The 22,928-nt window shown below is 61.9% G+C and carries 18 protein-coding genes and 1 pseudogene; 7 read left to right on the top strand and 12 right to left on the bottom strand.

Annotated features, from left to right (window positions below; all coding sequences use genetic code 11):
- Positions 1-18 precede the first annotated feature (18 nt).
- The 7 genes from ACN0SO_RS22890 to ACN0SO_RS22860 all read right to left on the bottom strand — a co-directional run bounded on the left by ACN0SO_RS22890 (position 19) and on the right by ACN0SO_RS22860 (position 6,704).
- Positions 19-795: an ABC transporter permease gene (locus ACN0SO_RS22890; protein ID WP_417681464.1), complete on the bottom strand. Its 777-nt coding sequence runs from the start codon at positions 793-795 to the stop codon at positions 19-21.
- Entirely contained in the window at positions 792-1,643 is an 852-nt protein-coding gene (locus ACN0SO_RS22885; protein WP_417681463.1) for an ABC transporter ATP-binding protein, read from the bottom strand. The genes ACN0SO_RS22890 and ACN0SO_RS22885 overlap by 4 nt, the downstream gene beginning before the upstream one ends.
- Positions 1,640-2,623 (bottom strand): ABC transporter substrate-binding protein, encoded by a 984-nt coding sequence (locus ACN0SO_RS22880; RefSeq protein WP_417681461.1) that lies wholly within the window; start codon positions 2,621-2,623, stop codon positions 1,640-1,642. Before ACN0SO_RS22880 ends, ACN0SO_RS22885 begins: the two co-directional genes overlap by 4 nt.
- A 51-nt stretch (positions 2,624-2,674) precedes the next feature.
- Positions 2,675-3,901: a hypothetical protein gene (locus tag ACN0SO_RS22875; RefSeq protein ID WP_417681459.1), complete on the bottom strand. Its 1,227-nt coding sequence runs from the start codon at positions 3,899-3,901 to the stop codon at positions 2,675-2,677.
- Position 3,902: 1 nt separating this feature from the next.
- The gene (locus ACN0SO_RS22870) at positions 3,903-5,036 is read right to left on the bottom strand and encodes a ring-opening amidohydrolase (RefSeq protein ID WP_417681457.1); all 1,134 of its coding nucleotides are present in this window, start codon (positions 5,034-5,036) and stop codon (positions 3,903-3,905) included.
- Between the two features lie 214 nt (positions 5,037-5,250).
- Positions 5,251-6,150, bottom strand: a complete 900-nt coding sequence (locus ACN0SO_RS22865) for a LysR family transcriptional regulator (protein ID WP_417681455.1) — start codon at positions 6,148-6,150, stop codon at positions 5,251-5,253.
- 218 nt (positions 6,151-6,368) lie between these two features.
- Positions 6,369-6,704 carry a YegP family protein gene (locus ACN0SO_RS22860; protein ID WP_417681453.1) on the bottom strand — a complete coding sequence of 112 codons (336 nt, stop codon included), beginning with the start codon at positions 6,702-6,704 and terminating at the stop codon, positions 6,369-6,371.
- A 307-nt stretch (positions 6,705-7,011) separates the two neighbouring features.
- Between ACN0SO_RS22860 and ACN0SO_RS22855 the strand changes: the two genes are divergently transcribed.
- Positions 7,012-9,636, top strand: a complete 2,625-nt coding sequence (locus tag ACN0SO_RS22855; protein WP_417681451.1) for an EAL domain-containing protein — start codon at positions 7,012-7,014, stop codon at positions 9,634-9,636.
- A gap of 83 nt (positions 9,637-9,719) precedes the next feature.
- On the opposite strand, the gene ACN0SO_RS22850 is transcribed toward ACN0SO_RS22855, so the two are convergent.
- A complete protein-coding gene (locus ACN0SO_RS22850) occupies positions 9,720-10,124 on the bottom strand; it encodes a RidA family protein (protein WP_417681449.1) in 405 nt (134 codons plus the stop codon).
- A 138-nt stretch (positions 10,125-10,262) separates the two neighbouring features.
- Between ACN0SO_RS22850 and ACN0SO_RS22845 the strand changes: the two genes are divergently transcribed.
- The 6 genes and pseudogenes from ACN0SO_RS22845 (at position 10,263) to ACN0SO_RS22820 (ending at position 20,234) form a co-directional block, all read left to right on the top strand.
- A complete protein-coding gene (locus ACN0SO_RS22845) occupies positions 10,263-11,072 on the top strand; it encodes a GNAT family N-acetyltransferase (protein WP_417681447.1) in 810 nt (269 codons plus the stop codon).
- A gap of 335 nt (positions 11,073-11,407) precedes the next feature.
- Positions 11,408-11,764: pseudogene (locus ACN0SO_RS22840) on the top strand (AAA family ATPase); the annotation flags it as partial.
- A gap of 111 nt (positions 11,765-11,875) precedes the next feature.
- Positions 11,876-14,050, top strand: coding sequence for a LuxR C-terminal-related transcriptional regulator (locus ACN0SO_RS22835; RefSeq protein WP_417681567.1), 2,175 nt, complete (start codon positions 11,876-11,878; stop codon positions 14,048-14,050).
- Between the two features lie 144 nt (positions 14,051-14,194).
- The gene (locus tag ACN0SO_RS22830; protein WP_417681445.1) at positions 14,195-14,641 is read left to right on the top strand and encodes an NADAR family protein; all 447 of its coding nucleotides are present in this window, start codon (positions 14,195-14,197) and stop codon (positions 14,639-14,641) included.
- Between the two features lie 202 nt (positions 14,642-14,843).
- On the top strand, positions 14,844-17,393 hold the full coding sequence (locus tag ACN0SO_RS22825; protein WP_417681443.1) for a hypothetical protein: 2,550 nt from the start codon (positions 14,844-14,846) through the stop codon (positions 17,391-17,393).
- A 303-nt stretch (positions 17,394-17,696) separates the two neighbouring features.
- Positions 17,697-20,234, top strand: a complete 2,538-nt coding sequence (locus ACN0SO_RS22820) for an arylsulfatase (RefSeq protein ID WP_417681441.1) — start codon at positions 17,697-17,699, stop codon at positions 20,232-20,234.
- 25 nt (positions 20,235-20,259) lie between these two features.
- On the opposite strand, the gene ACN0SO_RS22815 is transcribed toward ACN0SO_RS22820, so the two are convergent.
- The 4 genes from ACN0SO_RS22815 to cbiM are packed head-to-tail and all read right to left on the bottom strand — an operon-like array spanning position 20,260 to position 22,923.
- A complete protein-coding gene (locus ACN0SO_RS22815) occupies positions 20,260-20,997 on the bottom strand; it encodes an energy-coupling factor ABC transporter ATP-binding protein (protein ID WP_417681439.1) in 738 nt (245 codons plus the stop codon).
- Positions 20,994-21,716, bottom strand: a complete 723-nt coding sequence (cbiQ, locus tag ACN0SO_RS22810; RefSeq protein ID WP_417681437.1) for a cobalt ECF transporter T component CbiQ — start codon at positions 21,714-21,716, stop codon at positions 20,994-20,996. The genes ACN0SO_RS22815 and cbiQ overlap by 4 nt, the downstream gene beginning before the upstream one ends.
- Positions 21,713-22,312, bottom strand: a complete 600-nt coding sequence (locus ACN0SO_RS22805; protein WP_417681435.1) for a cobalamin biosynthesis protein CbiL — start codon at positions 22,310-22,312, stop codon at positions 21,713-21,715. Before ACN0SO_RS22805 ends, cbiQ begins: the two co-directional genes overlap by 4 nt.
- Positions 22,309-22,923: a cobalt transporter CbiM gene (gene cbiM / locus ACN0SO_RS22800; RefSeq protein WP_417681433.1), complete on the bottom strand. Its 615-nt coding sequence runs from the start codon at positions 22,921-22,923 to the stop codon at positions 22,309-22,311. The genes ACN0SO_RS22805 and cbiM overlap by 4 nt, the downstream gene beginning before the upstream one ends.
- Between the last annotated feature and the right edge of the window lie 5 nt (positions 22,924-22,928).

Genomic DNA, 22,928 nt, shown 5'->3' with positions numbered 1-22,928 from the left:
TCGTAGGTGGGGATGCCGTTACTTTCCGCCCCAATGGACGAAGCGGCGTTCCAGGATGATGAAAAGCAGGTTGAGCCCGTAACCCAGGGCGCCCGAGGCGAAGATCGCCGCGTACATTTCCGGCATGTCGAAGATCATCTGGGCGTTGATGATGCGCTGTCCGAGCCCGTCGGTGGAGCCGATGAACATTTCCGCGACGATCACGATGACGAGCGCGATGGAAATGCCGGAGCGCATGCCGACGAAGGTCTGCGGCAGGGATTCCCAGATGGTGACGTCCGTCAGGATGCGGACCTTCGAGGCGCCCATGACACGGGCGGCGAGCTGGCGCTGCTTGCGGGCGTTCATCACCCCGTAGGCGGTGTTGAACAGGATGATCAGCGCCGCGCCGAAGGCGGCGACCGCGATCTTGGCTTCCTCGCCGACCCCGAACATCACCAGGAAGAGGGGGAACAGCGCGGAGGCGGGCGTGGAGCGGAAGAAATCGACGGAGAACTCCACCGAGCGGTAGACCGTTTCCGACGAGCCGAGGAATACGCCGATCGGCACCGCCACGATGATGGCGATGACGAAAGAGACGGTGGTGCGGACGATGGTCTGCGAAAAGTCGTGCCAGAGGGTGCCCTCGGTCAGGCCGTAAATGAAAGCGTGCCAGGATTCCGCCGGGGAGGGCAGCAGCACCGGATCGATCAGCCTGCCGGCACTTGCCAGCCACCACAGCAGCACGAGGAAGGCGGCGCCGATCAACGGCTGGATCTGGCGGATGAACCTGGCGAATTTCGTGTTCCGGCTCATTTGCGCACCTCGCGCTGGAAAATCTCCAGGCTGCGGGTCTTCACGTCGATGAACTCCGCGGTCAGGGTCGTCTCCGCGGTCCGGGGGCGGGGCGCATCGAACATCAGCCGGTCTGCGACCTGGGTCGGTTTCTTGGTCAGAAGCAGGATCTCGTCGGCCATGGCAACCGCCTCGTCCAGATCGTGGGAGACGAGCAGGGTCGTCACCTGAAGCTCGGTTAGGACCTTCTGCAGCTTGTCGCGCAGGAACAGGGTCATTTCATAGTCGAGGGCGGAGAAGGGTTCGTCGAGGAACAGCACCTCCGGATCAACGACCAGCGCCCGCATGATGGAGACGAGCTGCTGCTGGCCGCCGGAGAGCTCGTACGGATAGCGGTTCAGGTCGATCTTGACGTCGAAACTTTCCAGGAGGTGCTCCACCCGTGCGTCGCGTTCGGCTTTGGAGAGGTTCAGGAACTGCAGCGGATAGCGGATGTTGTCGATCGCCTTGAGCCAGGGGAAGACCGCTTCGCGGTAGTTCTGGAACACATAGCCGATACGGGTTTCGCGTGCGGTCTTGCCATCGAACAGGATCTGGCCGCTGTCAAAATCCATGATCCCGGAGATCATGTTGATCAGCGTGCTCTTGCCGCAGCCGTTGGGGCCGAAGACCGAGATGACCTTGGCCTTCGGGATGTCGAGGTCGAAGTCCTGGTAGAGAACGACATCGTCGAAAGTCTTGGTGAGGCCGCGGACCGTGATGTGGGTCCCCTTGGGAAACCAGCGCAAGCGATCCGGGTCGGCTGGCGGCGGTGCCGGATGCACCGCCGCTTCGCCTGTCATGCCTTGTTGTTCGATGGGCACTCTCATTCCTTTTCCAGAAGGTCCTCGGCCTTGACCGGTTTTGCAACAACGCCGAGGTCGACGCCGATCTGGATGAATTTCTGGAAGTCTTCGATCTGCTTTTCGCTCAGGTCCTTGGACATCACGAAATGAGCCAGCGGAACCGTGTCGACCAGCTTCGGGTTGACCCGCATGTCCTCAGCCATATAGGCGCGGGCGGTCGGGTCGCCGTTCGCATCCGCCGTCGCCTTTTCCCAGGCCTTGGCGAAGCGTGCGGTGACATCCGGGCGCTCGGCGAGCATCTTGCCGGAGACGGCGGCGCCGGCGGCATAGGCCTCGGCTTCTTCGTCCTCGAGCAGGTACTTGGAGATGACGCCGGCTTCCAGACGTTTCGCGATCCCCTGATCGATCATCGAGCTGGCCAGCGCTTCAAGAGTGTAACCGCCATCGAAGGTGCCGCCCTTCATGGCGCCCATGTGGTTGCCCATGCCCTGTTCCTGGATGGTGAAGTCCGTGCCTTCCTTCAGGCCGGCGGCTGCAAGAACCGCCTTGGCGGCGCCAAGGTTCGCCGGTCCGGGGGCGGAGAACAGTTTCGCGCCTTTCAGGTCCGCGACGGTTTTCGCGGTGCTGTCGGGTGCTACCACGAACTGCTCCATTATGTATTCGGCGTTCTGGCCGTTGAGCGCGATGAACTTGAGCGTGCCGGGGCGGCGGGCGACGATGTTGGCGCCTTCCAGGGTCACGACGTTGGAGGCGACGTCGATGTCGCCGGTCACCAGTGCCTGGACGATCAGCGGGTGGGTGCCGATGACGACGGTTTCCACCTCGATGTCGACTTCGTCGAAATAGCCCCGTTTCAGGCCGACGTAATAGGGCAGGGCGGAGCTGGCGCTGAAGACACCGACTTTGACCTTGTCGGCCGCGTGGGCGGTCACTGCGCCGCAGGCGGTTGCCGCCAGGATCAGACCGGCGGTCACCAGCCTTTTGAAGGAATTGGTCTTGTTCATGATGAAGTCCCTGTATCTGGAAGTTGTCTCTGTCCCCGGGCCTTCGGCCTGTCAGCCGGCGGCGCGTTCCTCCTCGGGATGAGCCGAGCCGATCGTTCCTATGTCGTTGTAAAGTCGCTTCAGTTTTTCCAGGAACGCCGGACTTCTTTTCTTCAGTGTCCCTTCAACCGGGTCCGAGCCGGCCAGAAGGGTGTCGCTCGCTTCAAGCGAGAAATCCATGACGAAGCGGATGCGGTCTTCGCGCGACGCCTCGATGCCGGTCAGCCAGTTGCGGACGTCGGTGTCGCCTGCGGCCATGCGGCTTTCGATGGCTGCCAGGGCCGCACAGGCACCTTCAATGGCTTGCGTCGCGCCCTGACCGAGCGTCGGCACCATGCCGTTGGAACTGTCGCCGAGATAAAGAACGTTGACGTCCGGCTCGCAGTGCCGGGCTTCCGATTCCTGGATCCGGGCCCAATGGAGCTCGCTGTCGGGCGAGCAGATCGTGTCGATCATCCACTTCGCCTGATCGCCGGGAGGGGCCGTACGCGGGGTGTAGGCCGCCCGCAGCGCTTCCGGCGTCTTCAACTCGTCCGGCGTTTCCCCTTCCTTGGCGATCGGGAAGGTGCCGGCGATGTAGATGTAACCCGGTGGCACCCGGTAGGCGAGCAGCCGGTTCGGTCCGTTGAACCACTGTTCGTAGTCGGTGATCAGGCCGTCGCTGGTGTCGGGAATGAGTGTGCGGAAGATCGCCACGCCGATCTGGCGGGAATTTACGCCGCCGGCAAAGATGTTGCGGGTCTGGGAAAACCGGCCGTCGACGGCGATCAGCAGATCGATGTCGGTCAGTTCGTGGGCGCCGTCCTTGTCGCTCCAGCGCACGAAGGTTTTGCCGGAGCCGTCGCTGGTCTTGCCCATTTCCTCAACCGTGCAGCCGTAGCGGATCAGGCCTTCGGCGGACTCCCGCAGCACCCGGTAGAGTTCCGACCAGCGCAGGCGCCAGCCGTTGCTGGGCGAGACCTCGTTCAGCGGCAGGTCGAACAGAATGGTGCCGTCGGTCAGCGAGACGCGCCAGTTCTTCCACTCCAGCGAGGCCTCGTCGATCAGGCCGGCCAGTTCCGGATCGGTGGCCCTCAGGGCCTGGACCGCATTCGGGCCGATATTCAGTCCGGTGCCGCTTTCGGCGTGGTCGCCGGGTTCGACCCGTTCCAGGCAGTGGATTTCCAGGCCGGGCATACGGTTCAGGCCGCGTGCGACCACGCATCCGGCAACCCCTGCTCCGATGATGACAACCCGCATTTTATACTCCTGTGTCCTGTGTCGGCGGCGTGTGCCCTGCCGTGTTTTCCGCGATCACGGCGATCAGTCCGCCGCCATCGGGTCCTTGATGCTCCGCGCCGCCGGAGACGAAAATTCGGGTGTCGCCGAGGACACTGGCGACCACCCCGCCGACCGCGCCGCGGATGTGGCGTTGGGGGTCGATGTCCGTGTCATTCAGCATGGTGTGGCGCTGGCCATGGATCCTGCCGCTGCGGTCCGGCTCCGCCTTGACCAGAACGCCCCGGATCCGGTCGCGCTCGGCAGCGCTGAGCTGTGACTTGGCTGACAGGCCGAGATCGGCGAGAACGGTCTGGACGGCGGCCAGGTCGATGGCATCGCCCATGGCCCGGTGGGAGATGCGCAGGTTGCCCGACCAGGTGTCGCTGTTGCCAAGCACGATGACCTCGTTGGCCTCGACCTCGACGCCGGATGAAACGCTGGCCCGGTCGCAAAATCGGCTGAAGTCCTCCAGGAACAGGGAGGCCGACAGAGCCTCTGACGTGATGTCGCCCAGCGCCAGGGCCACGCCGAAGGCGCCGGCGGCGCGTGCAAGGGCCATGGACTGGCCGGGGCTTGTTGCCGGCAGCGGCACGCCCTTTTCCCTGAGCCCGGCGATGCGCTCCGACGTCAGGCAGGGAGCCTTCACCTGAACGAAATGGACATCCTCAATGCTCTCGATCCCGGCATCGGCAATCGCCGCCTTGACGGCCTCGGCGACGCTGAGCGCATGGTCTCGTGTACCGACATGCTGGTGCTCCAGCACCGGGGAGAAGGCTTTGCCGATGGCGAGCGCACCGGTTCCGGGCGCATCCGTTTGCTTGCGGCAGAACACGAGGTAATGGGGCGAAAGGACGCCCTCGGTGCCGCCGGACAGGATGCAGGGCAGGCGCCGGGCCAGCGCATCGGCAGGCTCGTTCAGGTGCCGCGACAGCATGGTCATCAGCCGGTCGGTGAAGTAGCCGCGGGTGAAATCGTTCACGCCGCCATTGCCTTCGGTCTTTCCGATGAAGGCCACGATCTGGTCCGCGTGGATCTCGCCGCTGTCGATCAGCTTCGCCAGGGCCGAGACATCGCCTGGATGGTCCATGGAGAGTTTGAAAACGTCCGCCTGCAAGAAAAGCCGTCCCACTTGATGTGTTGTTTCGCCTCACAGGTTGGAGCGAAACCCCGGCCCGGCATAGGTCAAAAAAACACTCATAGTGAGAGCAAAATGTGTGCACTCGTGATCTAAAAGATCTCAGTCGAACTGGCGAAGAAGGTGGTGCTTATCTTCAGCGGCAACCCTCGATACGCATCCCCATGCCGAAACAAAGCCCAAGACAAGGGGGTCAAACGCGGGCCATGTACTGTTTCAGGGTTTCAGCGAAACTGATGGCGGGCAACGACAATTTCCGACCGGTCCGGTTCACCAGAACCAGGCGGCCGTTAGTCAGCTCAGGGTCGATAAGCGGAATCGCTACGAGCTCGCCTGTGGCCGTGTCTTCCAGCGTTCCGATCTGGAACTGGAAGCAGACCGCGCCCGTCTGCTTGGCGTAGACCATGAGCGAGCGGACCGTATTCGATTCCAGTGTGACGTTCAGGTTGAGATTGGTGCGTTTGAGGACGGGGTCGATCAGCTGGCGGCCACCGAAGGTACGGTTGCCGAGTGCGATCGGATAGGGCTGGCAGTCGGCAAGGCGCAGTTTGCTGCGACCGGCGAGCGGATGATCGTGGCGGACGATGGCGCACAGCGGCTGGCGGATCGAGGCGATCTCGTTGAGATCCGGCGTCGGCGCCGGGTCATGGACCAGGGCGAGGTCGGTTTCGTCTCGCAACAGGGCTGCCACGAGATCCACCGTTCCGCCGACCAATAGCTGAAAATTAACCCGGGGGTGATGGACCTGATAGCCGGCGATCGCGGAGGGGACGAGGCTGTTTGCCACCGAATGGGCAATCGCCAGGCTGACATTGCCGCGTACCAGACCGCGAAGCTGCTCGATCTGCGCATTGGCCGCATCGATATCGGAGAGATTTCGCCGGATCGCATCGATCAGGACCTCGCCGGCCGTCGTCAGCCGGACCCCTTTGGCCAGACGCTCGAACATCGGCATGCCGAGCTCTTCCTCGATTTCCAGGATCTTCCGGTTCAGGGCAGTGGAGGCAACGCCAAGCTTTGCGGCGGCCTTCCGGATCGACCCGGCCCGCGCGACGGCATCGAGATAAAGATAGTGGCGTGGAGGGCGGAACATGAAACGGGATCTGTCGATGCGGGGTCGGGCGCGGGAGAGGTCATCTTCTCAGGCGGCTCTGCCGACCACAAGTCCTAATCCCGCACGGGTGGCCCGGCGAAAGGGAGCGGGAGCCGACCTGAACGGGGCAGACGCAGACGCAAAAACGCCCCGGGATCAGCCGCGGGGCGTTTGGATGTCTCTCGCGGCAATCAGCCGATAGGCGGATGCCCCGGCGGTCAGGCGGTCTGGTCGTCCAGCTTGGCGTCCGGCGCGTTCTTCTTGACCGACTCGATGCCGTTGTCGCGGGCGGACGCGCTGGAATAGCTTTCACTGGTTCCGATCACCTGGCCGTTGGTGGCCTTGAGATTGAACATCGGCTTGCCCGACGAGGTGTCCTTGCGCTCATAGCGCTCATCCGTCGGCGCATTCTTGCGGACAGACTCGATCCCGTTTTCGGCGCTGGCCTTCTGCTTGTAGCCTTCGCTGACGAGGATGATTTCCCCATTGCCGGCCTTGAGCCGGAAGCGGTACTCGCCTGCCTTGTCCTGGTAGAGTTCAAACTTTCCGGCCATCGCAATTGTCCTTTTCAAGAAATTCGTTTCCAGAATCGATCTAAGGCGAAGAAGACCGGGCTGGCAAGATCGTCCGTCGCGGAAAGTTCCGTTCGAAGGCGTTCCGGACCGATCCGAAGCCGAACCGATCGACTTCTCGGGCGAATTGTGCGTTGCGAAGTTTCCCTTAGGTATTTGTTTCAATTTCCCCGTTATCGTCAATGTAGACCGAAGTCCGCTCTCCAAGCTCGGGGGAATTGGAGATTTATCGAGTTCACAGGATGCGATGCCAATAACTTTCTTTTCCCGGTTGAAAGCAGGTTATCTTTTGTCGAGACCCAGTGTCATCGCTGTCGGTATCGCGCTCGCCGTAACCGTCGTCACCGGTATTTTCGCTGAGGTCCAGAACCGGGCGGTTCACCGGCAGAGCGAGCGGGCAACTGTCAGCGAACAACTGGGCCTGGTTCGCGCCCGGCTCGAGGGCAATATAAACAGCAATCTTCAACTGATGCGCGGCCTCGTGGCCGTGATCTCCACCCATCCGGACATCGATCAGGAGCAGTTCGGCCGTATCGCCGGCAACCTCCTGGGCAATCAATCGCAGATTCGCAATGTGGCCGCGGCTCCGGGCCTCGTCGTCAGCCTGATGTATCCGATCGAAGGCAACGAGAAGGCCATCGGGCTCGACTACAAGAAGAACGAGCAACAGCGCGAGGCGGCGCTGAGGGCAGTGGAAACCGGGCAGATGGTGCTTGCCGGGCCGGTCAACCTGTTGCAGGGCGGCCAGGGGTTCATCGGGCGTTTTCCGGTCTTCGTCGCGAACCCGGACGGAACCGATCACCTGTGGGGGCTGGTTTCGGCGGTCGTCGATGTCGAGCGTCTCTACGCCGACAGCGGCCTTTACGATCCCGACCTGCCGATAGACATCGCCATTTCCGGTCGCGATGCTGCCGCGGCGGATAACACCGTTTTCTTCGGACAGCGGGAGGTTTTTGCCGACGGCCCGGTTATTTCCGAAGTGTCCCTGCCGACCGGCCGGTGGCGGATCGCCGCGATTCCGCGCGGCGGCTGGTCGGAGATGCCCGAAAACGTCTGGGTGGTGCGGCTGGTCATTCTGGCGGGGGGGCTTCTCGTCATCCTGCCGATCCTGATTGCCGGGCAGCTTTATGATCAACGCCGCGTCCACATCCAGGAAATGCAACAACGCCAGAACGAGATGGAGCGCCTGTCGCAGCGCCTCAAGCTTGCCCTCGACACGTCGAAGATCGGGATCTGGGAACTCAATCTCGATACGAACGTCCTGACCTGGGACAGCCGGATGCGGGAGCTGTACGATATTCCCGCCAGCAAAGACACGTCGCATTACAATATATGGTCCGAGCGCCTCCATCCCGACGATCTTGAGCGGGCGGAGCAGGAATACTGGCACGCGATCGAAACCGGCGACATGTACCATTCCGAGTTCCGGATCATTCTGTCCGACGGGTCGGTCCGGTGGATCCGGGCCATCGGCGCCGTGCACAACAAAATCCGCGGTCAGCGTTATATTGTCGGCGTCAATTGGGATGTGTCGTCCGACATCGAGCTGAAGACGCGTTTGCTAACCGCCAAACAGAATGCCGAGCTGAGGAACAGCGAGCTGGAGGATGCCCGCTCCCAGATGGAGCACAATTCGCTGCATGACAGCCTGACCGGCCTGCCGAACCGGCGTTTCGTCGACCAACAGTTGTTGGACGGCGGAGCCGGAAAGGCGCCCACGGCCCTTCTGCATATCGACCTCGACCGGTTCAAACATATCAACGATACGCTGGGCCATGCGGCGGGCGACGCCATGCTCGTTCATGCCGCGTCGGTTCTCAAGGCCAATACGGGCGCCAGTGATTTCGTCGCCCGCATCGGCGGCGACGAATTCGTCATCGCGGTGACGGAGCAGATGAACGAATATCAATTGTCCGCCCTGGCCGGGCGTATCATCGAGGAGATGCGCCAGCCGGTTCCCTTCGAGAACCACGAATGCCGCTTCGGGGTGAGTATCGGTATCGCCATGGCCGACAGAAGTCTGGACGATTATGGCCAACGCATGCTCATCGATGCCGATATCGCGCTCTACCGGGCCAAGAGCAACGGCCGCAACCGTTTCGAGTTCTTCTCCGATACGCTGAAGGCGGAAATCGTCCGCAACAAGCAGGTCGCCGATAACATCCTGAGCGGGCTGGAGCGCCAGGAATTCCTGCCTTATTTCCAGCCCCAGTTCGATGCCCGCACACTTGAGATCGTCGGTGTCGAGGCCCTTGCCAGATGGGCGCATCCGGACAAAGGGATCCTGACGCCGGACGTCTTCCTCAAGATCGCAGATGAACTCAATGTGGTGCCGCTCATCGACCGGACGATCCTGGAGCAGGCTTTGTGGCAGAAGATGCGCTGGGATGCGGTCGGGATCTCGATTCCGCGTCTATCGGTCAACGTCTCGGCGGGCAGGTTGCACGACGCCGATCTGATGGGCAGCCTCGACGGCCTTTCCATCGAGCCGGGTACGGTATCGTTCGAATTGCTGGAGTCGATCTTCCTCGATGATGGCGATGAAATGATCATGACCAATTTCGAGCGGCTGAGGGACATGGGAATCGACATTGAAATAGACGATTTCGGAACAGGGTATGCCTCGATCGTCAGCCTTATCCATCTCCGGCCGTCCAGGCTGAAGATCGACCGCCAGCTGGTCACGCCCATTATCCACTCCGAAAGCCAACGCCGTCTGGTCGCTTCGATCATCGATATCGGCCAGTCGCTCGGCATCAAGGTGGTGGCGGAAGGGGTGGAGACCATGGAGCATGTCACGATCCTGCGCGACCTCGGCTGCGATACGCTGCAGGGCTATGCCTTCGCGGCGCCGATGCCTTCGGCCGACTTGATCGAATTCGTACGCGCGGAGCGCTGGCGCAAGGTGGCATAGTCACCCCGCGCGGATGTGGCCGTTACGAGGCAATCCGCGAAAAACTGGCTTTCGCCGTCATACGATTGTCCTTCGACAACCGGTTATTCGCCCCAGTCCGCGATGATCGCGTCCGCTTCAAACTCGACGAGCCATTCCGGGTTCACAAAGCGATCTATCGCCATGATCGTGTCTACCGGGCGAACGTCCTTGAAGTATTCCTTCCGGACATCAATGGCGGCTTTCCAATTGTCGATGTCGGTGAGGATCACGCGGGTTCGCACCACATCGTGAAGGCCCGAGCCGGCCTGCTCGAGAGCTGTTTTGATAATCTCGATGCATTGGCGGGTTTGGGAGGCAATATCGCCGACGCCCACGGTCTTGCCGTCCGGCCCGACTGGCGCGGTTCCGCCGATCGATATGAATGGACCAACCCTGACAGCGCGGCTGAAACCGACAACAGCCTCTATCGGGTTTCCATTCGAGATCAGTTCCCTGTCGAATTTCATGATCTGCCCTCACGCTGTTCTTCGTCCTCGAATACGCCCGGGCGATCATAAACTGTCCCGATCCGAACGCAGGAAAGCTTTTTCCGTTTCCGATCATGGGCTAGGCTTGCGCGCGGAATATACGGGGGACGGCGGCCGATGACCGACGATGGGGAATATTACGGAAGTCCTGAAAGCGTGGCGGCGATGAAGCGGAGTGCCGCGCTCTGGTCGCTGGTCCGCGACGATCCGCGTTTCGCCTTCTATGGACGACTGGTCGGGTTGAGCCAGCCGGTCGAGAATACGGCAGAGGTCATCGGTGCGCTCGCCCGTCTTCAGGGTGGCAGCCCGTGCTACTTCTTCCCGAAAAACGAGGTGCCGGCCCTGTTCGCAGAGCTTGACAGGAACGGCTTGTCGACCGACCGGCACGAGCATTTCTTCGGCGACGAAACGGCCTATACTGCCGCGAAGGGCGTCCTGTCGGATTACAGCCTGCCATCGGATCTCAGCGTACAGCGGTTGGATGATGCGACGCCTGGACGTTTCGTGGCAGATGCTGTCGCCCTGATGGAATCCTGCGGGGTGATGCCTGTTCCCGCGGCCTACCTCAGGGGGCGGCAGGGACGGGGGCTCTGCCTTGTGGCCACGGATGGGGACGACAAGCCGGTTGCCGTTGCCACGTCGATCTTCATGCACCCGGCCGGTGGTCCGCACGCCAAGACCGTTTTCTGGGGTATGCTCGCCACACGGCCGGACCGGCGCGGGCAGAAGATCGCACTCATCCTCGGGGCGCAGGCAATCGTCCACATGTGGGAGCAGGAAGGCGCGCGCGGCTTCATGACCGGCGTGCGCCAGGACAATGTCTCGTCGGCGGCCCTGTGCAACCGGCTCGGCGTCACCGATACCGAGTGGACCTACGCCGTCTGCGTCGATCCGCAGACGCTCGGCCGCAAGAGCGTGACCAAGTGATCGCCCGGTATTGGATGTCCAGAAGCGGCCGATAGAGCCCTTTCCAACTAATTTCGGCAGTTTCCGTGGGGATTCCGGGGAATCCGTCGGCTGTTCAGGCATGAATACGCTTGCCTTCGCATCTCGAAGCCTGTTCGTTAAACCAACGACACGCCAGCTGTTCCGGAGGGATATGGTCATTCCCGCAATGCCAAGCCGAGGGTCAGGCTGACTGTTGTGCTTGCATTTCGTTGACCCATTGACCTCATTCGATTGCTTCGTCCGGAATGCCTGCTTGTCCTGCTGGCCTCCTGCGGAAATCCCGGAGTGGCATCGTTTAACAGGGAAATCGCCCAGTGTTCCTCGAACGCGAAGCAATCCTCAAAAAACTCCATGAGCTGGACAGCTCTGTTTGCGGCTCAGGTGGAAAGATCGTTTTTATCAGCGGCGAAGCCGGAATCGGAAAAACGACGCTTATCGATCATTTTCTCTCCGGCCTCGAACCGGATCGCCGCAGGGCGGTCGGATTGTGCGATCCCCTGCATACGCCGCGACCGCTCGGTCCCGTGCAGGATCTGGCGTTTCAATTGTTCGATACCAACGAAGCCGCGGCTCGGGAAGACGCTTACTTCGACGGTTTTGCGCAGAAACTGGAAGCGTTTGGTACTCCGGCCGTGCTCGTAATGGAGGACCTTCACTGGGTTGACGACAGGACGCTTGACTGGCTGAAGTTCATCGGCCGGCGTCTCGCGGCTTTGCCGGTCCTCATGATTTGCAGTTATCGCGACGATGAAGTGGACGCCGGTCATTCCCTGCGGTCGGCAATGGGGCATATCCCCGCCGCGAGCAAGGTCCAGATCCCGCTTTCGCCGCTTTCCCTCGATGCGGTTCGCCAGTTCGGGGCCGATAACGGACTGGCAGCGGAAAAGATCCTCGAAATAACCGGCGGTAATCCGTTCTTCCTGACGGAAATTGCCGCCGAAACGCTTGATGCCGGACAAATTCCGAATTCGGTCGCCGATGCGTTGAATGCCCGTTTGAACCAGCTGACCGATCCGGCGGTCCACTTCATCGAAATCTTGTCCTGCTGGCCCGGCCTGATCCCGAGCCGATCTCTCCGGGTGCTGCCCGCAGATGTGGTGGAGGCCGGAATGGAGGCCGCGTTCCGGCGCCGGTTTCTGATCGAAGTGGAGGGTGGGTTCAAGTTCCGCCACGAACTGATGCGCCATGCGGCCTATGGGAGATTGCTGCCGCATCAGAAGTCTGAAGCACACGGGTTGTTTCTGAACTTCCTGCTGGAAGAGGGGGCTGAGCCGCCGCTGGATCTGGTGGTCTATCATGCGTATGGAGCGCAGAATGATGAAGTTCTGCTTCGCTATGCGCCATTGGCCGCCGAGAAAGCCGCGGAATACGGGGCGCATCGCGAAGCTGCGCTTTACCTGGGGTACGTAAAGCAGCTCATTCACAAGGCCCCTGACGAACAGGCTGCCGATATTCTCGAGCGCTGGGCCTATGAAGAGGGCCTGTCGCGGTCCATCGATGGCAATGTCATCGAAGCACAGGAAACCGCGTTGGCGATCTGGCGGAAGATCGGGCGACCGGACCGGGTGGGGGAGAACCTGAGATGGCTATCGCGCTTCACCTGGTATCTGGGGGAGGCGGAAAAGGCTCAAAACTATATTCAGCAGGCGATCGCCGTGCTGGAGAATGAGGCCCCGTCCTCGGAAACGGCCAAGGCCTATGCCTTGCGCGCCCAGTTTTTCATGCTTCAGGACAGTATGGCGGAGGCGGTCGAATGGGGCCTTAAAGCGCTTGAGGTGGAGCAGCGCTTCAGTGATCCGGAAACCCGCGCCCACGCCCTGAACAGCGTCGGGTCCGCAAAGCTTTTTCGGGGCGACCGTGAAGGCGAGACATACCTGCGTGAAAGCCTGAGGATCTCCCTTGAGGGGCGTTTCCATGAGCAAGCGGCCCGCGTTTACACCAATCTGTCGGAGTGCCTGATCGAACTCAGGGATCTGGACGGTGCCGAGCGGTTGCTGTTGGAAGGCATCGCCTTCGATACCGAACACGACCTGGATTCCTGGACCTATTACCTTATCGGCCGCAAGGCGCAGCTCCGCTTCGAGCAGGACCGTTATGACGAGGCCGTCGCCATTGCCCGGGATGTCCTGAGCCGGGAAAACCAGACGCTGCTGATGCAGATGCCGGCCATGCTGATCCTGGCCAGATCCCTGTTGCGCCTGGGGGACGGCGATGCACCGGAAGCCCTGGCGCGCGCCCGCGATGCTGCCGAAAAAATAGGGGAACCGCAGTATCTGGTGGCGGTCTGGATCGCGGAGCTGGAGCAGGCGGTGCTGAGCGCCAACAAGCAGGGCGCGGAAGCGGCGTTTGAAAGGCTAAGCGGCCTGGATCCGGATCTCTTGAGTCCGCGAAAATGCGGAGAGTTCCTGTTCTGGTGCGCCATGGCCGGGTTGCCCGTCGACCGGTGGCGCGACCGTTCGGTCCCGCCGGCATTTCGCCTGCTGCTGGACGGCGATATCAGGGGCGCGTGTGACGCATTCGAGGCAGAAGCATCCAGATACCTGGCCGCGTGGAGTCTTGTTTCCTCAAGGGACGGTTCGCTCCTTCAGGAGGCCGACGGCATCTTCCGCGATATCGGGGCGCAGTCCGCCCGCAAGAGCTTGCGGACCAGCGTGGGCGTGGTGTCCGGGAAAGATGAATTGCCGAAGCTTGAACGCGGACAGTACAGCGCGGCGAAGCAACATCCCTATGGATTGACCGCAAAGGAGCAGGCCGTGCTGCGCCTGCTTGTCGACGGCAAGAGCAATGCGGCGATTGCAGACGAACTCTCGCGATCGCGCCGGACTGTGGAAAACCACGTCGCAGCGATCCTGTCCAAGTTGCAGGCGAAGAGCCGGCTGGACGTGATCCTGAGGGCGCAGAACGAGCCGTCCATGTTGCCGTCCATGCCGCCGTCTGGGGCCTCTCCCGAAAATTAGGTATTGTCCCTGTAAAAAATGAGTATGGGCACTCATGCGCGGGATGCGTGTGATTGCTAGCATTTTCCCATGATCAGAGGGCGTCCCGATATTGACGGCAATTGCGCCGTGCACCGGGCCGCAGGAAATGAACTGGTCGGGAGAATGACAATTTATTTTTATGCGCAAACAGATCCTTATTCCGAGTTTTCAAATTTCGCACCCTATGGCGTGTCCTTCGATGACACGTGGTGGCCGACGGTCGAACATTATTTCCAGGCCCAGAAATTCGAAGACGAAGCCTATCGGGACCAAATTCGCCGGGCGCGGAAACCGAAAGATGCCAGCGCCCTTGGGAGAACCCGTGCGTTTCCGTTGAGAGCGGATTGGGAAGCGGTCAAGGACGAGGTCATGTACCGCGCCGTAAGCCGGAAATTCGAAACGCACCCGGAGCCTCGCAGGCTGCTTCTGTCGACGGGAACCGAAACGCTCGTCGAAAACGCCCCGATGGACGCCTATTGGGGCTGCGGTCCGGACGGCACCGGAAAGAACAGGCTCGGTCAAATTCTCATGCGCGTCAGACAGGAGCTTCGGGCTCAAGAGCCCGTTTGAAGCAGGGCGGACTTTTCCAGGCAGGGTTCAACGCAGGGCGCGGACGGAAGGGCAAAACGGGGCCTTCCGTTCGACGATTTTCACCAGCGGGGATTTTGAAAGGAATGGAATAATGCTGAAGTCTGGAATATTTCCGGAAAGCCCGGTTTCCCGCCGGTCCTTTTCCATTTTGGCTTTACTCGCCGCGCCTGCCGCGATTCTGATGCTTTGGTTTGCATCCCCTGCCGCAGCCGATGCCGGTAACCGCCTCAAGGAATTTTCCGTCGCCAAAACGACGTCGAGCGGTGTTGACGGCATACCTGAGATCCTGGTGGTCTCGAGCGATGGTACGCGATGGGACAGCATCAGGGCGGCAAGTCCCCTGGGGCAGCTGCTTTCCGTAAAATTCAAGATCGTAACGAAGAGCTGGGCCCGTATCACTTCTGCCCGGATCGTTATCGGAGATTGTTACAAGATCGAATGTTACTGGGAGATCCCGACCGCGAACGGCCCTACGACATCGACCATCGCAGGACCGAACCTCTTCTACAAAGATAATTATGTTGACAAGAGATCGATCAGCCGGACGATCGAGCAGAATTTCTTTCCGGCGAATTTGCCGATTTCGACGGATGAGGGGGTCGCGAGGTTTCCTGTTGCCGACGTATGGATCAATGCCTGCAACGCAGCGGCTCCAGCACCGAACGTAGACCGGTTTCTCGGTACCGATATGCCCATTACCCTAGCTGCGGGAACAGACGGCTACGAGCCGGGCTCTAACTTCGCAGCCGCGTACGGTGACGCGTTCCACTCGAAAACCATCAGATATCCGGTCCGGCTTCACTGCGTCCGATACCGGGAGTCCCTGGTGGGCGGGCAAGGCGAGCTGTCGCTGGATCCGGATCTCGGGAAGATCACCAAGCTCGACGTTTCGTTGAAGACCTTTCAGAACCAAACGCCGGAGAACACGACCTCGCCCAATCCGGGAACCGTCTGCAAGAAGGCCCTGATGACGGTTACCGCCGAAGCCAGCCTGGCGGGGACCTATCCGGTCAATCTGCTGCGGAAGGTCGGTCTCGACTACAGCTCGGACAGTCTGAACATGCAGACCCAGTTCATCGACGGAAAGAACGTTGCCTTCCACGAGGAATGGATCAGCGTCGACGACACGGCCAAAGTCGAGGCCTGGGTGAATTCGAGCGCGGATGCGGCCGAGCAAACGCCCGAGACCACCGATCATGCCGAACTGACCCTGCAATGCGAGGGATCGGGCGGAACCGGCGGCCTGCAGGGTGACCTTCTGCCATTCCAGGTTTCCGCGGATATGACGATCACCAGCGACCAGGACGGCCAGGCTTTCCCCGGATGCCCCCGTCCGCTGGATGTGCGGACAACGGTGCGGACCAATCGCCCCGGGCATTTCGTGTCCCGGCTCGTCTGTACGGGAGGTTTCGATCGCCTCGATGCGCATACTCCCCTCGTTGCAACCTCCGATGCCCAGGGGCATAAGACCTATACCACCTACATCAATGACACCGCGCAACTGACGGAAGAGGGAACCGTCACCTGCGCCATGACGGTCACGCACCAGAACGGTGAGCCGGAACAGCTGGTCGCGGTGGAGAGCTATGACGGGATCTGCGCAACCGTGCGTCCGGAGTTGCCGCCACCCGGCGATGCGGGCGGCGAGCTGACCGTCGACGATCCGGACTCGGGTCCGGGACCGAACACGCCGCAGTCGGTGTTCATCGGGAACTTCCAGTTCATCGACAACAGCGACGCCGCGGATCGGGACGCGTGTCCGCGCGAGGCGAAGGCGCTCGTGTGGTTCAAGAACAAAGTCGACAAGAACATTCACTTCTCGCTGGACTGCCAGCAGATGGGCAGTCACTCGGGCGTGGTCCAGCCGGAAAAGCAGGAGGACGGCTTCTACACCGCAGCGTCACTGGTGTCGCTGCCGATCACGCAAACCGTGTCGGACACCTGTATCCTGCGGACGGTCTCTCCGGGACCGCCGCGCGACCGCGCCACCGGCGAACACACATTCCAGTGTGTGAAGACGGCAGGCCACAGCAGTGATGCCGGCGGCCTGACATCTCCGGACACGGGCCCCAGTCCGGCGCCGTCAGGGCAGGGCGCATCCTCCGGCACGCCCGCGATCCTGCCGCAGGTCTGCAGAGGCGGCAAAATCCGCTACGGTGCCTGCCTCTGTCCCCAAGGGACAACGCTGAAGAAGATCAGCCGCTCCGAGTATGTTTGTCAGCGCGACCGGATCGTCGCGCCGGTCAAACCGGTCGATCCGGTACGTACGAACCCGACACCACCGGCACCACGTCTCGTCTGCAACGGCGGTCAGGTCTCCAAGGGCAAGTGCTATTGCGGGCGGAACAAGATCCGGCGGAAGATCGGTGCCGGGCAGTACCAGTGTATCGCCACGGCCAGGCCGCCGGAGACGAAAAAGCCGGTGCGGGTCAATCCCCAACTTAAGAAACCCCGGGTTGCCTGTTATGGCGGCAAGGTTTCCAGGGGAGAGTGCACCTGCGGCAGGAACAAGACCCGCAAAAAGATCGGGAACCGGAAATTCCAGTGCGTGGCCAGCGCGGGGCCGGCGAAAAGGACCAACCCGGTCCGGGTCAATTCCAAGCCGAAGAAGCAGAGCGTGATCTGCCGGGGCGGGGCTGTCAAAGGCGGCCGGTGCCGGTGCAGCGGTAACCAGGTCGCGAAGAAACTCGGCGCGCACAAGTTCGCGTGCGTCCCCCGGCGCGGCAACTGATCGAAGATAGACCGGGTCGCATTCGCGGCCCGGTTGTTCTGTGTGGTGGTATAAGTAATTTTGGTGTTTAAAATAAACAAAACCCTCTGTCTCTCTTATAAATTGAGGGCTCTCCGGAAATTTACATAGGATTTTTCCATTGCTAACCGGAAAAAACTATGCGGAAATTGCGATATGAAAGCGATTTCCGCATTTTTTTGCGTTCCGAATTGCTTGCTGCAGGTTGTTCCGGGCCTCGGCTCCAGGTTTTGAGGCGCCACAGGCTGCCTCGTTCATATTGGAAGAAAATTGAGGGAGGATTGCATGAGGTCGAAGTTTGTTCGGACCGCTCTGTCAGTCGCGTCCGTAGTGGCGCTTACGCTTACAGCCGCGATCGTGACCTCCGGCGTCGCCGGGGCGGATGAGATCATCGGCACGCCGGGCTCTCCCATGGCGAAAAGGGTGCTCGACGGCAAGCAGCTGCCGCCGCCCGACCAGTCCTTCGGCGGCGAGATCAAGATGGACGCGCTTCAGTCGAAAACCTGGTGGCCGGCGACCGTTGTCCCGCCCCAGCAGGCGCCCAACGTCCTGCTGATCATCACGGACGATGCCGGCTTCGCCGTGCCAAGCACGTTCGGCGGCGTCATTCCGACACCGGCGATGGACGAACTCGCGGCAGACGGATTGCGCTACACCAGGGTGTTCTCCACCGCGCTGTGTTCGCCGACGCGCGCGGCGCTGATCACGGGTCGCAATCATCATTCGGTCGGTTTCGGAGTGATTTCCGAGCAGTCCACCGGCTTTCCCGGTTACAACAGCATTATCCCCAGGGACAAGGCGACCATCGGCCGGATCCTGCTGGACAACGGCTACAACACGTCCTGGTTCGGCAAGGATCACAACACGCCCGCCTTCCAGGCCAGCCAGTCGGGCCCGTTCGACCAGTGGCCGACCGGCATGGGCTTTGAGTACTTCTACGGCTTCGTCGGTGGCGACGCCAACCAGTGGGAGCCCAACCTCTTCCGCAACACCACCCAGATCTATCCGTTCAAGGGCAAGCCGGCAGGGACGTGGAACCTGGTTACGGCCATGGCGGACGAGGCGATCGACTGGATGACGCGGATGCACCAGACCGATCCGAGCAAGCCGTTCTTCATCAAATACGCTCCAGGGGCCACGCATGCCCCGCACCATCCGACGAAGGAGTGGGTGGAGAAGATCCACAACATGCATCTGTTCGACGACGGCTGGAACAAGCTGCGCGAGACCATCCTGGAAAACCAGAAGCGTCTCGGCGTTGTACCGCAGGACGCGAAGCTGTCGGACTGGCCGAAGGAGGCCCTGAAGGAATGGGCCGATCTGAGCGATGAGGAGAAGAAACTGTTCCTGCGCCAGGTCGAGGTGTTCGCGGCCTATGCCGCCTACAACGACCACGAGATCGGCCGGGTCATCCAGGCGGTCGAGGATATCGGCGAACGGGACAATACGCTGATCATCTATATCAACGGTGATAATGGCACCAGCGCCGAAGGCGGGCCCCTGGGTACCCCCAATGAAGTCGCGTTCTTCAACGGCATCAACATGATGCCCGTGAAGGAACAGATGAAGTGGTACGATGTGTGGGGCACCGAACAGACCTACAACCACATGTCGGCCGGCTGGTCCTGGGCGTTTGATACCCCGTTCCCCTGGTTCAAGCAGAATGCGTCGCAGCTGGGCGGTATCAACCAGAACATGGTGGTGTCCTGGCCGGCGGGGATCAAGGACAAGGGCGGCCTGCGTGGCCAGTTCGTGCATATGATCGATGTCGTGCCGACCATCCTTGAAGTCGCAGGGATCAAGGCGCCCGAGACGGTCGACGGGATTCCGCAAAAGCCGATCGAGGGCACGAGTTTCGCCTATACGTTCGATACGAAGAATGCGAACGAGCCGTCCCGCCACAAGACCCAGTACTTCGAGATGATGGGGCAGTGGGCGCTTTATCACGACGGCTGGTTCCTTTCGACCAAGGTCAACCGCGCGCCGTGGGAGGCCTATGGCAAGGCCAATCCGGATCCGCTCAACAATCAGGTGCTGGAACTCTTCAACCTGAATTCCGATTTCAGCCAGACTGCGAATGTGGCGGAGGCACATCCCGAAAAGGTGGCAGAGCTGAAGAAGATGTTCATCGAGGAGGCGAAGAAATACCAGGTGTTCCCGATGGACGCGTCGGTGGCCGCCCGTATCATCGCCCCCAGGCCGAACATTACCGCCGGCCGCAAGGATTTCACCTATACGCGGCCGATGACAGGGCTGCCGCAAGGGGATTCGCCCTCGCTGCTCAACACCTCCTATACGATTACGGCCGACATCGACGTGCCCGAAGGCGGTGCGGAAGGCATGATCCTGACCTCCGGCGGCCGGTTCGGCGGCTACGGCTTCTACCTGGTGGAGGGCAAGCCGGTGTTCCTGTGGAACCTGATGGACCTGCAACGGATCAAGTGGGCCGGCGATGAGGCGTTATCCCCGGGCAAGCACACGGTGGCCTTCGACTTCAAATACGACGGACTGGGGATCGGCACGCTCGCCTACAACAGCTCGAGCGGGCTGGGACGGTCCGGCACGGGAACGCTGATGGTCGACGGCAAGGCGGTCCAGACGGCCAAGATGGAACACACCATGCCGTTCATCCTGCAGTGGGACGAATCCTTCGATGTCGGTTCGGACACGCTCACCGGTGTGAACGACGCCGATTACAAGCCGCCGTTCCCGCTGACCGCGAAGCTCGACAAGCTGACCATCACCGTGGACCGGCCGCAGCTGTCCGACGCCGACATCGCAAAGCTGCAAGCTGCCATGCGCAACAACAGCTCCAGCGAGTAGGCGCCGGAAGGCCGGGAAACAGGAGTTATTCCCGGTCTTCGCCCACATGCCTGTGCCCGACCGCGTCCGGATGGACATGGGGGTGGGTGTGGACATGGGCATGGCTGTGGATCTGCGCCGGGGCGAGGCTGCCGCTTTTCAGGATCATCGCCCGGGTCGCCAGTTCGGCGACGAAGGCGCTGTCATGAGAGACCAGGATCATCGCGCCGGCGAAACCGTTCAGCGCCGCGCGCAGGCGTCGGCCGTTTTCGTCGTCGACCCCGTTGGTGGGCTCGTCCAGAAGCAGCACGTCGGGCCCCATGGCGAACAGGCCGGCAAGGCACACCAGCCGTTTCTCTCCCCCTGACAGCTTGTGGCTGATCCGATCGGCCAGATGGCCGATGCCAAGGCCGTCCAGCACCTCCCGGGCGCGCGCGGTTGCTTCCGCCTCAGTACAGCCGATGTTGAGCGGGCCGAAGGCAACGTCCTCGATCACGGTCGGACAAAACAACTGATCGTCGCTGTCCTGGAACAGAAAGCCGATCTTCGGGCGCTGGGCGCGGAACTGCTTTTCGCTCGCGCAGTCGGCACCGAACAGGCGCACGGTGCCCTTATCGGCGCGTTCGAGCCCGACAATGGTCCGCAGGAGGGTCGTCTTGCCCGCGCCGTTCGGCCCGACGATGGCAAAGCGCTCGCCGGGGGACAGGTCGAGGGACAGCCCGCAGAGGACGGGTTGGCCATCGCGGCTCACGGTGACATCGGTCAGGCTCAGCAATGCGCTCATATCCGGTCGACTAGCAGAGTTGCCACGGCAAGGCCAGACAGCCCGGCAAAGGCAGCCCAGTCCCGTATGCCGGGGGCGGGAAGGGCGGCATGGGGAAAGCGTCCGCTGTAACCGCGGCAGAGCATGGCCTCCTCCACGCGTTGAGCCCGCTCCAGTGCGCGCACCAGCAACATGCCGATCAGGTAGCCGTAGCTGCGCCAGGTATGCCGGTTGGAGCCGGCCCTGAAGGCCCGGGCACGCATCGCCTCATGCAGCCGGCGCGCCTCGCCACGGATCAGCGACAGGTAGCGCACGGTCATGACGAACAGTTTCACGATCGTCTCCGGCACATGCAGGTCGTGCAAGGCCGCTCCAAGCCGGGTGGGCTCGACGCTGCCCAGAACGGTCATGAGCACCAGGACGGAGGTCGATACCTTGCAGGCGATCAAGGCCGCCCGCGCGACGCCTTCTCCGCTGGCGCTCAGCGGTCCCAAGGTGAGAACGGGATTGCCCGGCACCGTGAACGGCAGCGTGAGAAAGAGCAGCAGAACGAAACTCTCCACATGCAGCAGCCGTCGCCACAGGCTGCGCTCGACACCGGTGGCGAACGCGATCAGGCCGACGCCGGCCAGTGCGATGGCGGCGGTTGCAAGATCATGAAGCTGGGACAGGGCGGCGACGATGACAAAGGCAGCCACAAGGCGCAGACGCAGGTCCTGAGGCAGCAGCGGCCACCTCATTTCCGACCTCGAGCCCAAAGGCCGATCCCGGCGAGGCCGATAATCAGGAAGATGCCAGACATGATGTCGGTGAAGCGCAGGCGGTTGTCCATCTGCTCGATCCGTTCCAGCAGCGGTTCGACCTGACGCTGAACGGCGCTTTCGACCAGCGCGGCGACTTGTTCGTCCGAGATTTGTCGGTTGCTGTTCTGCGATGGGCTGACGGTCGGATCTGGGCCGGCCGCAACCGGGGCGGTCGCGGGGGCTGTGGCAACCGGGCTGGCCGCAACTAACCCGCCGAAGCGGGAAGGGGGAATGACGGCGAAGGCGATATGGCCTTCCCGGGTGTTGACGGTGATGGTGATGTCGGAAGTCACCGGCTGCGGCGGGGTGAAGCGGTAACGGCCCTCATCATCGGTCTTGCCTTCGGCGATGACGGTCCCCGCTGCATCCTTCGCGGTCCATGGCGTGCCCATGGCCCGGCCGCCGCCGATGAAGAAGGCATAGCCTGCAACGGCGTCGCCTTCGACGGCCGCGAACACCTTGAGCTTGTGCGCTTCGGCGGAGGCGGCGAGGGCGGGGAGCAGGAGGAGGGAAAGCAGAAGAAACCGGATCATGACAGGGCGGGGCTCAAGGCTTCCGGACGAACGCGAGCGAGAAAACCGACCACGGCGGCGGTCACGAAGGCTTCGCCGATGGCGAGCGGAAGGTAGGTGGCGAGCAGAACGCTTGCGACGGGGGTGTAGTCGCTGGAGGATAGGGCAAGGGAAACCGCCACAAGCCCGCCCGTGCCCAGAACCGCCAGGGCGCCGACCGAGGCGGCCATTGCCATGCGAGTTGCCGGAGAGCGGGCGGAGCGGATGGCGGGTCCGAATGCCAGAGCGAGCAGAACGCCGGGCAGGGCTATATTGAACGTGTTGACGCCAAGGGTTGTCAGGCCGCCGAAACCGAACAGCAGGGCCTGCAGCATCAGCGCCACGGCCACGGCGGGAAAGGCGCCGAAGCCGAGCATCAGTCCCATCAGGCCGGAGAGCAACAGATGCACGCTGGACGGGCCGACCGGGATCGCGATCAGCGAACCGGCGAAAAAGGCGGCGGAGAGGATCGCCGTCTTCGGGATCGCTTGGTCCGTAAGGCGGCGCAGCCCCAGGGCCACACCCCCAACTGCCAGAACCGCGCCGCCGATCAGGACCGGCGCGGACAGGATACCGTCGGGAATATGCGCCATGGGGG

Origin of the sequence: Roseibium sp., from assembly GCF_048260565.1 — a bacterium.
Classification (GTDB): Bacteria; Pseudomonadota; Alphaproteobacteria; order Rhizobiales; family Stappiaceae; genus Roseibium.
This window is presented reverse-complemented; position numbering and strand designations above follow the sequence as displayed.

Excerpts from the sequence above, each read along its gene's own strand:
- ACN0SO_RS22885 (WP_417681463.1), bottom strand. The coding sequence starts at position 1,643 with ATGAGAGTGCCCATCGAACAACAAGGCATGACAGGCGAAGCGGCGGTG.
- ACN0SO_RS22865 (WP_417681455.1), bottom strand. The coding sequence starts at position 6,150 with ATGTTCCGCCCTCCACGCCACTATCTTTATCTCGATGCCGTCGCGCGG.
- ACN0SO_RS22825 (WP_417681443.1), top strand. The coding sequence starts at position 14,844 with ATGCTTTGGTTTGCATCCCCTGCCGCAGCCGATGCCGGTAACCGCCTC.
- ACN0SO_RS22860 (WP_417681453.1), bottom strand. The coding sequence starts at position 6,704 with ATGGCCGGAAAGTTTGAACTCTACCAGGACAAGGCAGGCGAGTACCGC.
- ACN0SO_RS22815 (WP_417681439.1), bottom strand. The coding sequence starts at position 20,997 with ATGAGCGCATTGCTGAGCCTGACCGATGTCACCGTGAGCCGCGATGGC.
- ACN0SO_RS22890 (WP_417681464.1), bottom strand. The coding sequence starts at position 795 with ATGAGCCGGAACACGAAATTCGCCAGGTTCATCCGCCAGATCCAGCCG.
- cbiM (WP_417681433.1), bottom strand. The coding sequence starts at position 22,923 with ATGGCGCATATTCCCGACGGTATCCTGTCCGCGCCGGTCCTGATCGGC.
- ACN0SO_RS22830 (WP_417681445.1), top strand. The coding sequence starts at position 14,195 with ATGACAATTTATTTTTATGCGCAAACAGATCCTTATTCCGAGTTTTCA.
- ACN0SO_RS22880 (WP_417681461.1), bottom strand. The coding sequence starts at position 2,623 with ATGAACAAGACCAATTCCTTCAAAAGGCTGGTGACCGCCGGTCTGATC.
- ACN0SO_RS22875 (WP_417681459.1), bottom strand. The coding sequence starts at position 3,901 with ATGCGGGTTGTCATCATCGGAGCAGGGGTTGCCGGATGCGTGGTCGCA.
- ACN0SO_RS22820 (WP_417681441.1), top strand. The coding sequence starts at position 17,697 with ATGAGGTCGAAGTTTGTTCGGACCGCTCTGTCAGTCGCGTCCGTAGTG.
- ACN0SO_RS22845 (WP_417681447.1), top strand. The coding sequence starts at position 10,263 with ATGACCGACGATGGGGAATATTACGGAAGTCCTGAAAGCGTGGCGGCG.
- ACN0SO_RS22850 (WP_417681449.1), bottom strand. The coding sequence starts at position 10,124 with ATGAAATTCGACAGGGAACTGATCTCGAATGGAAACCCGATAGAGGCT.
- cbiQ (WP_417681437.1), bottom strand. The coding sequence starts at position 21,716 with ATGAGGTGGCCGCTGCTGCCTCAGGACCTGCGTCTGCGCCTTGTGGCT.
- ACN0SO_RS22805 (WP_417681435.1), bottom strand. The coding sequence starts at position 22,312 with ATGATCCGGTTTCTTCTGCTTTCCCTCCTCCTGCTCCCCGCCCTCGCC.
- ACN0SO_RS22835 (WP_417681567.1), top strand. The coding sequence starts at position 11,876 with ATGGGGCATATCCCCGCCGCGAGCAAGGTCCAGATCCCGCTTTCGCCG.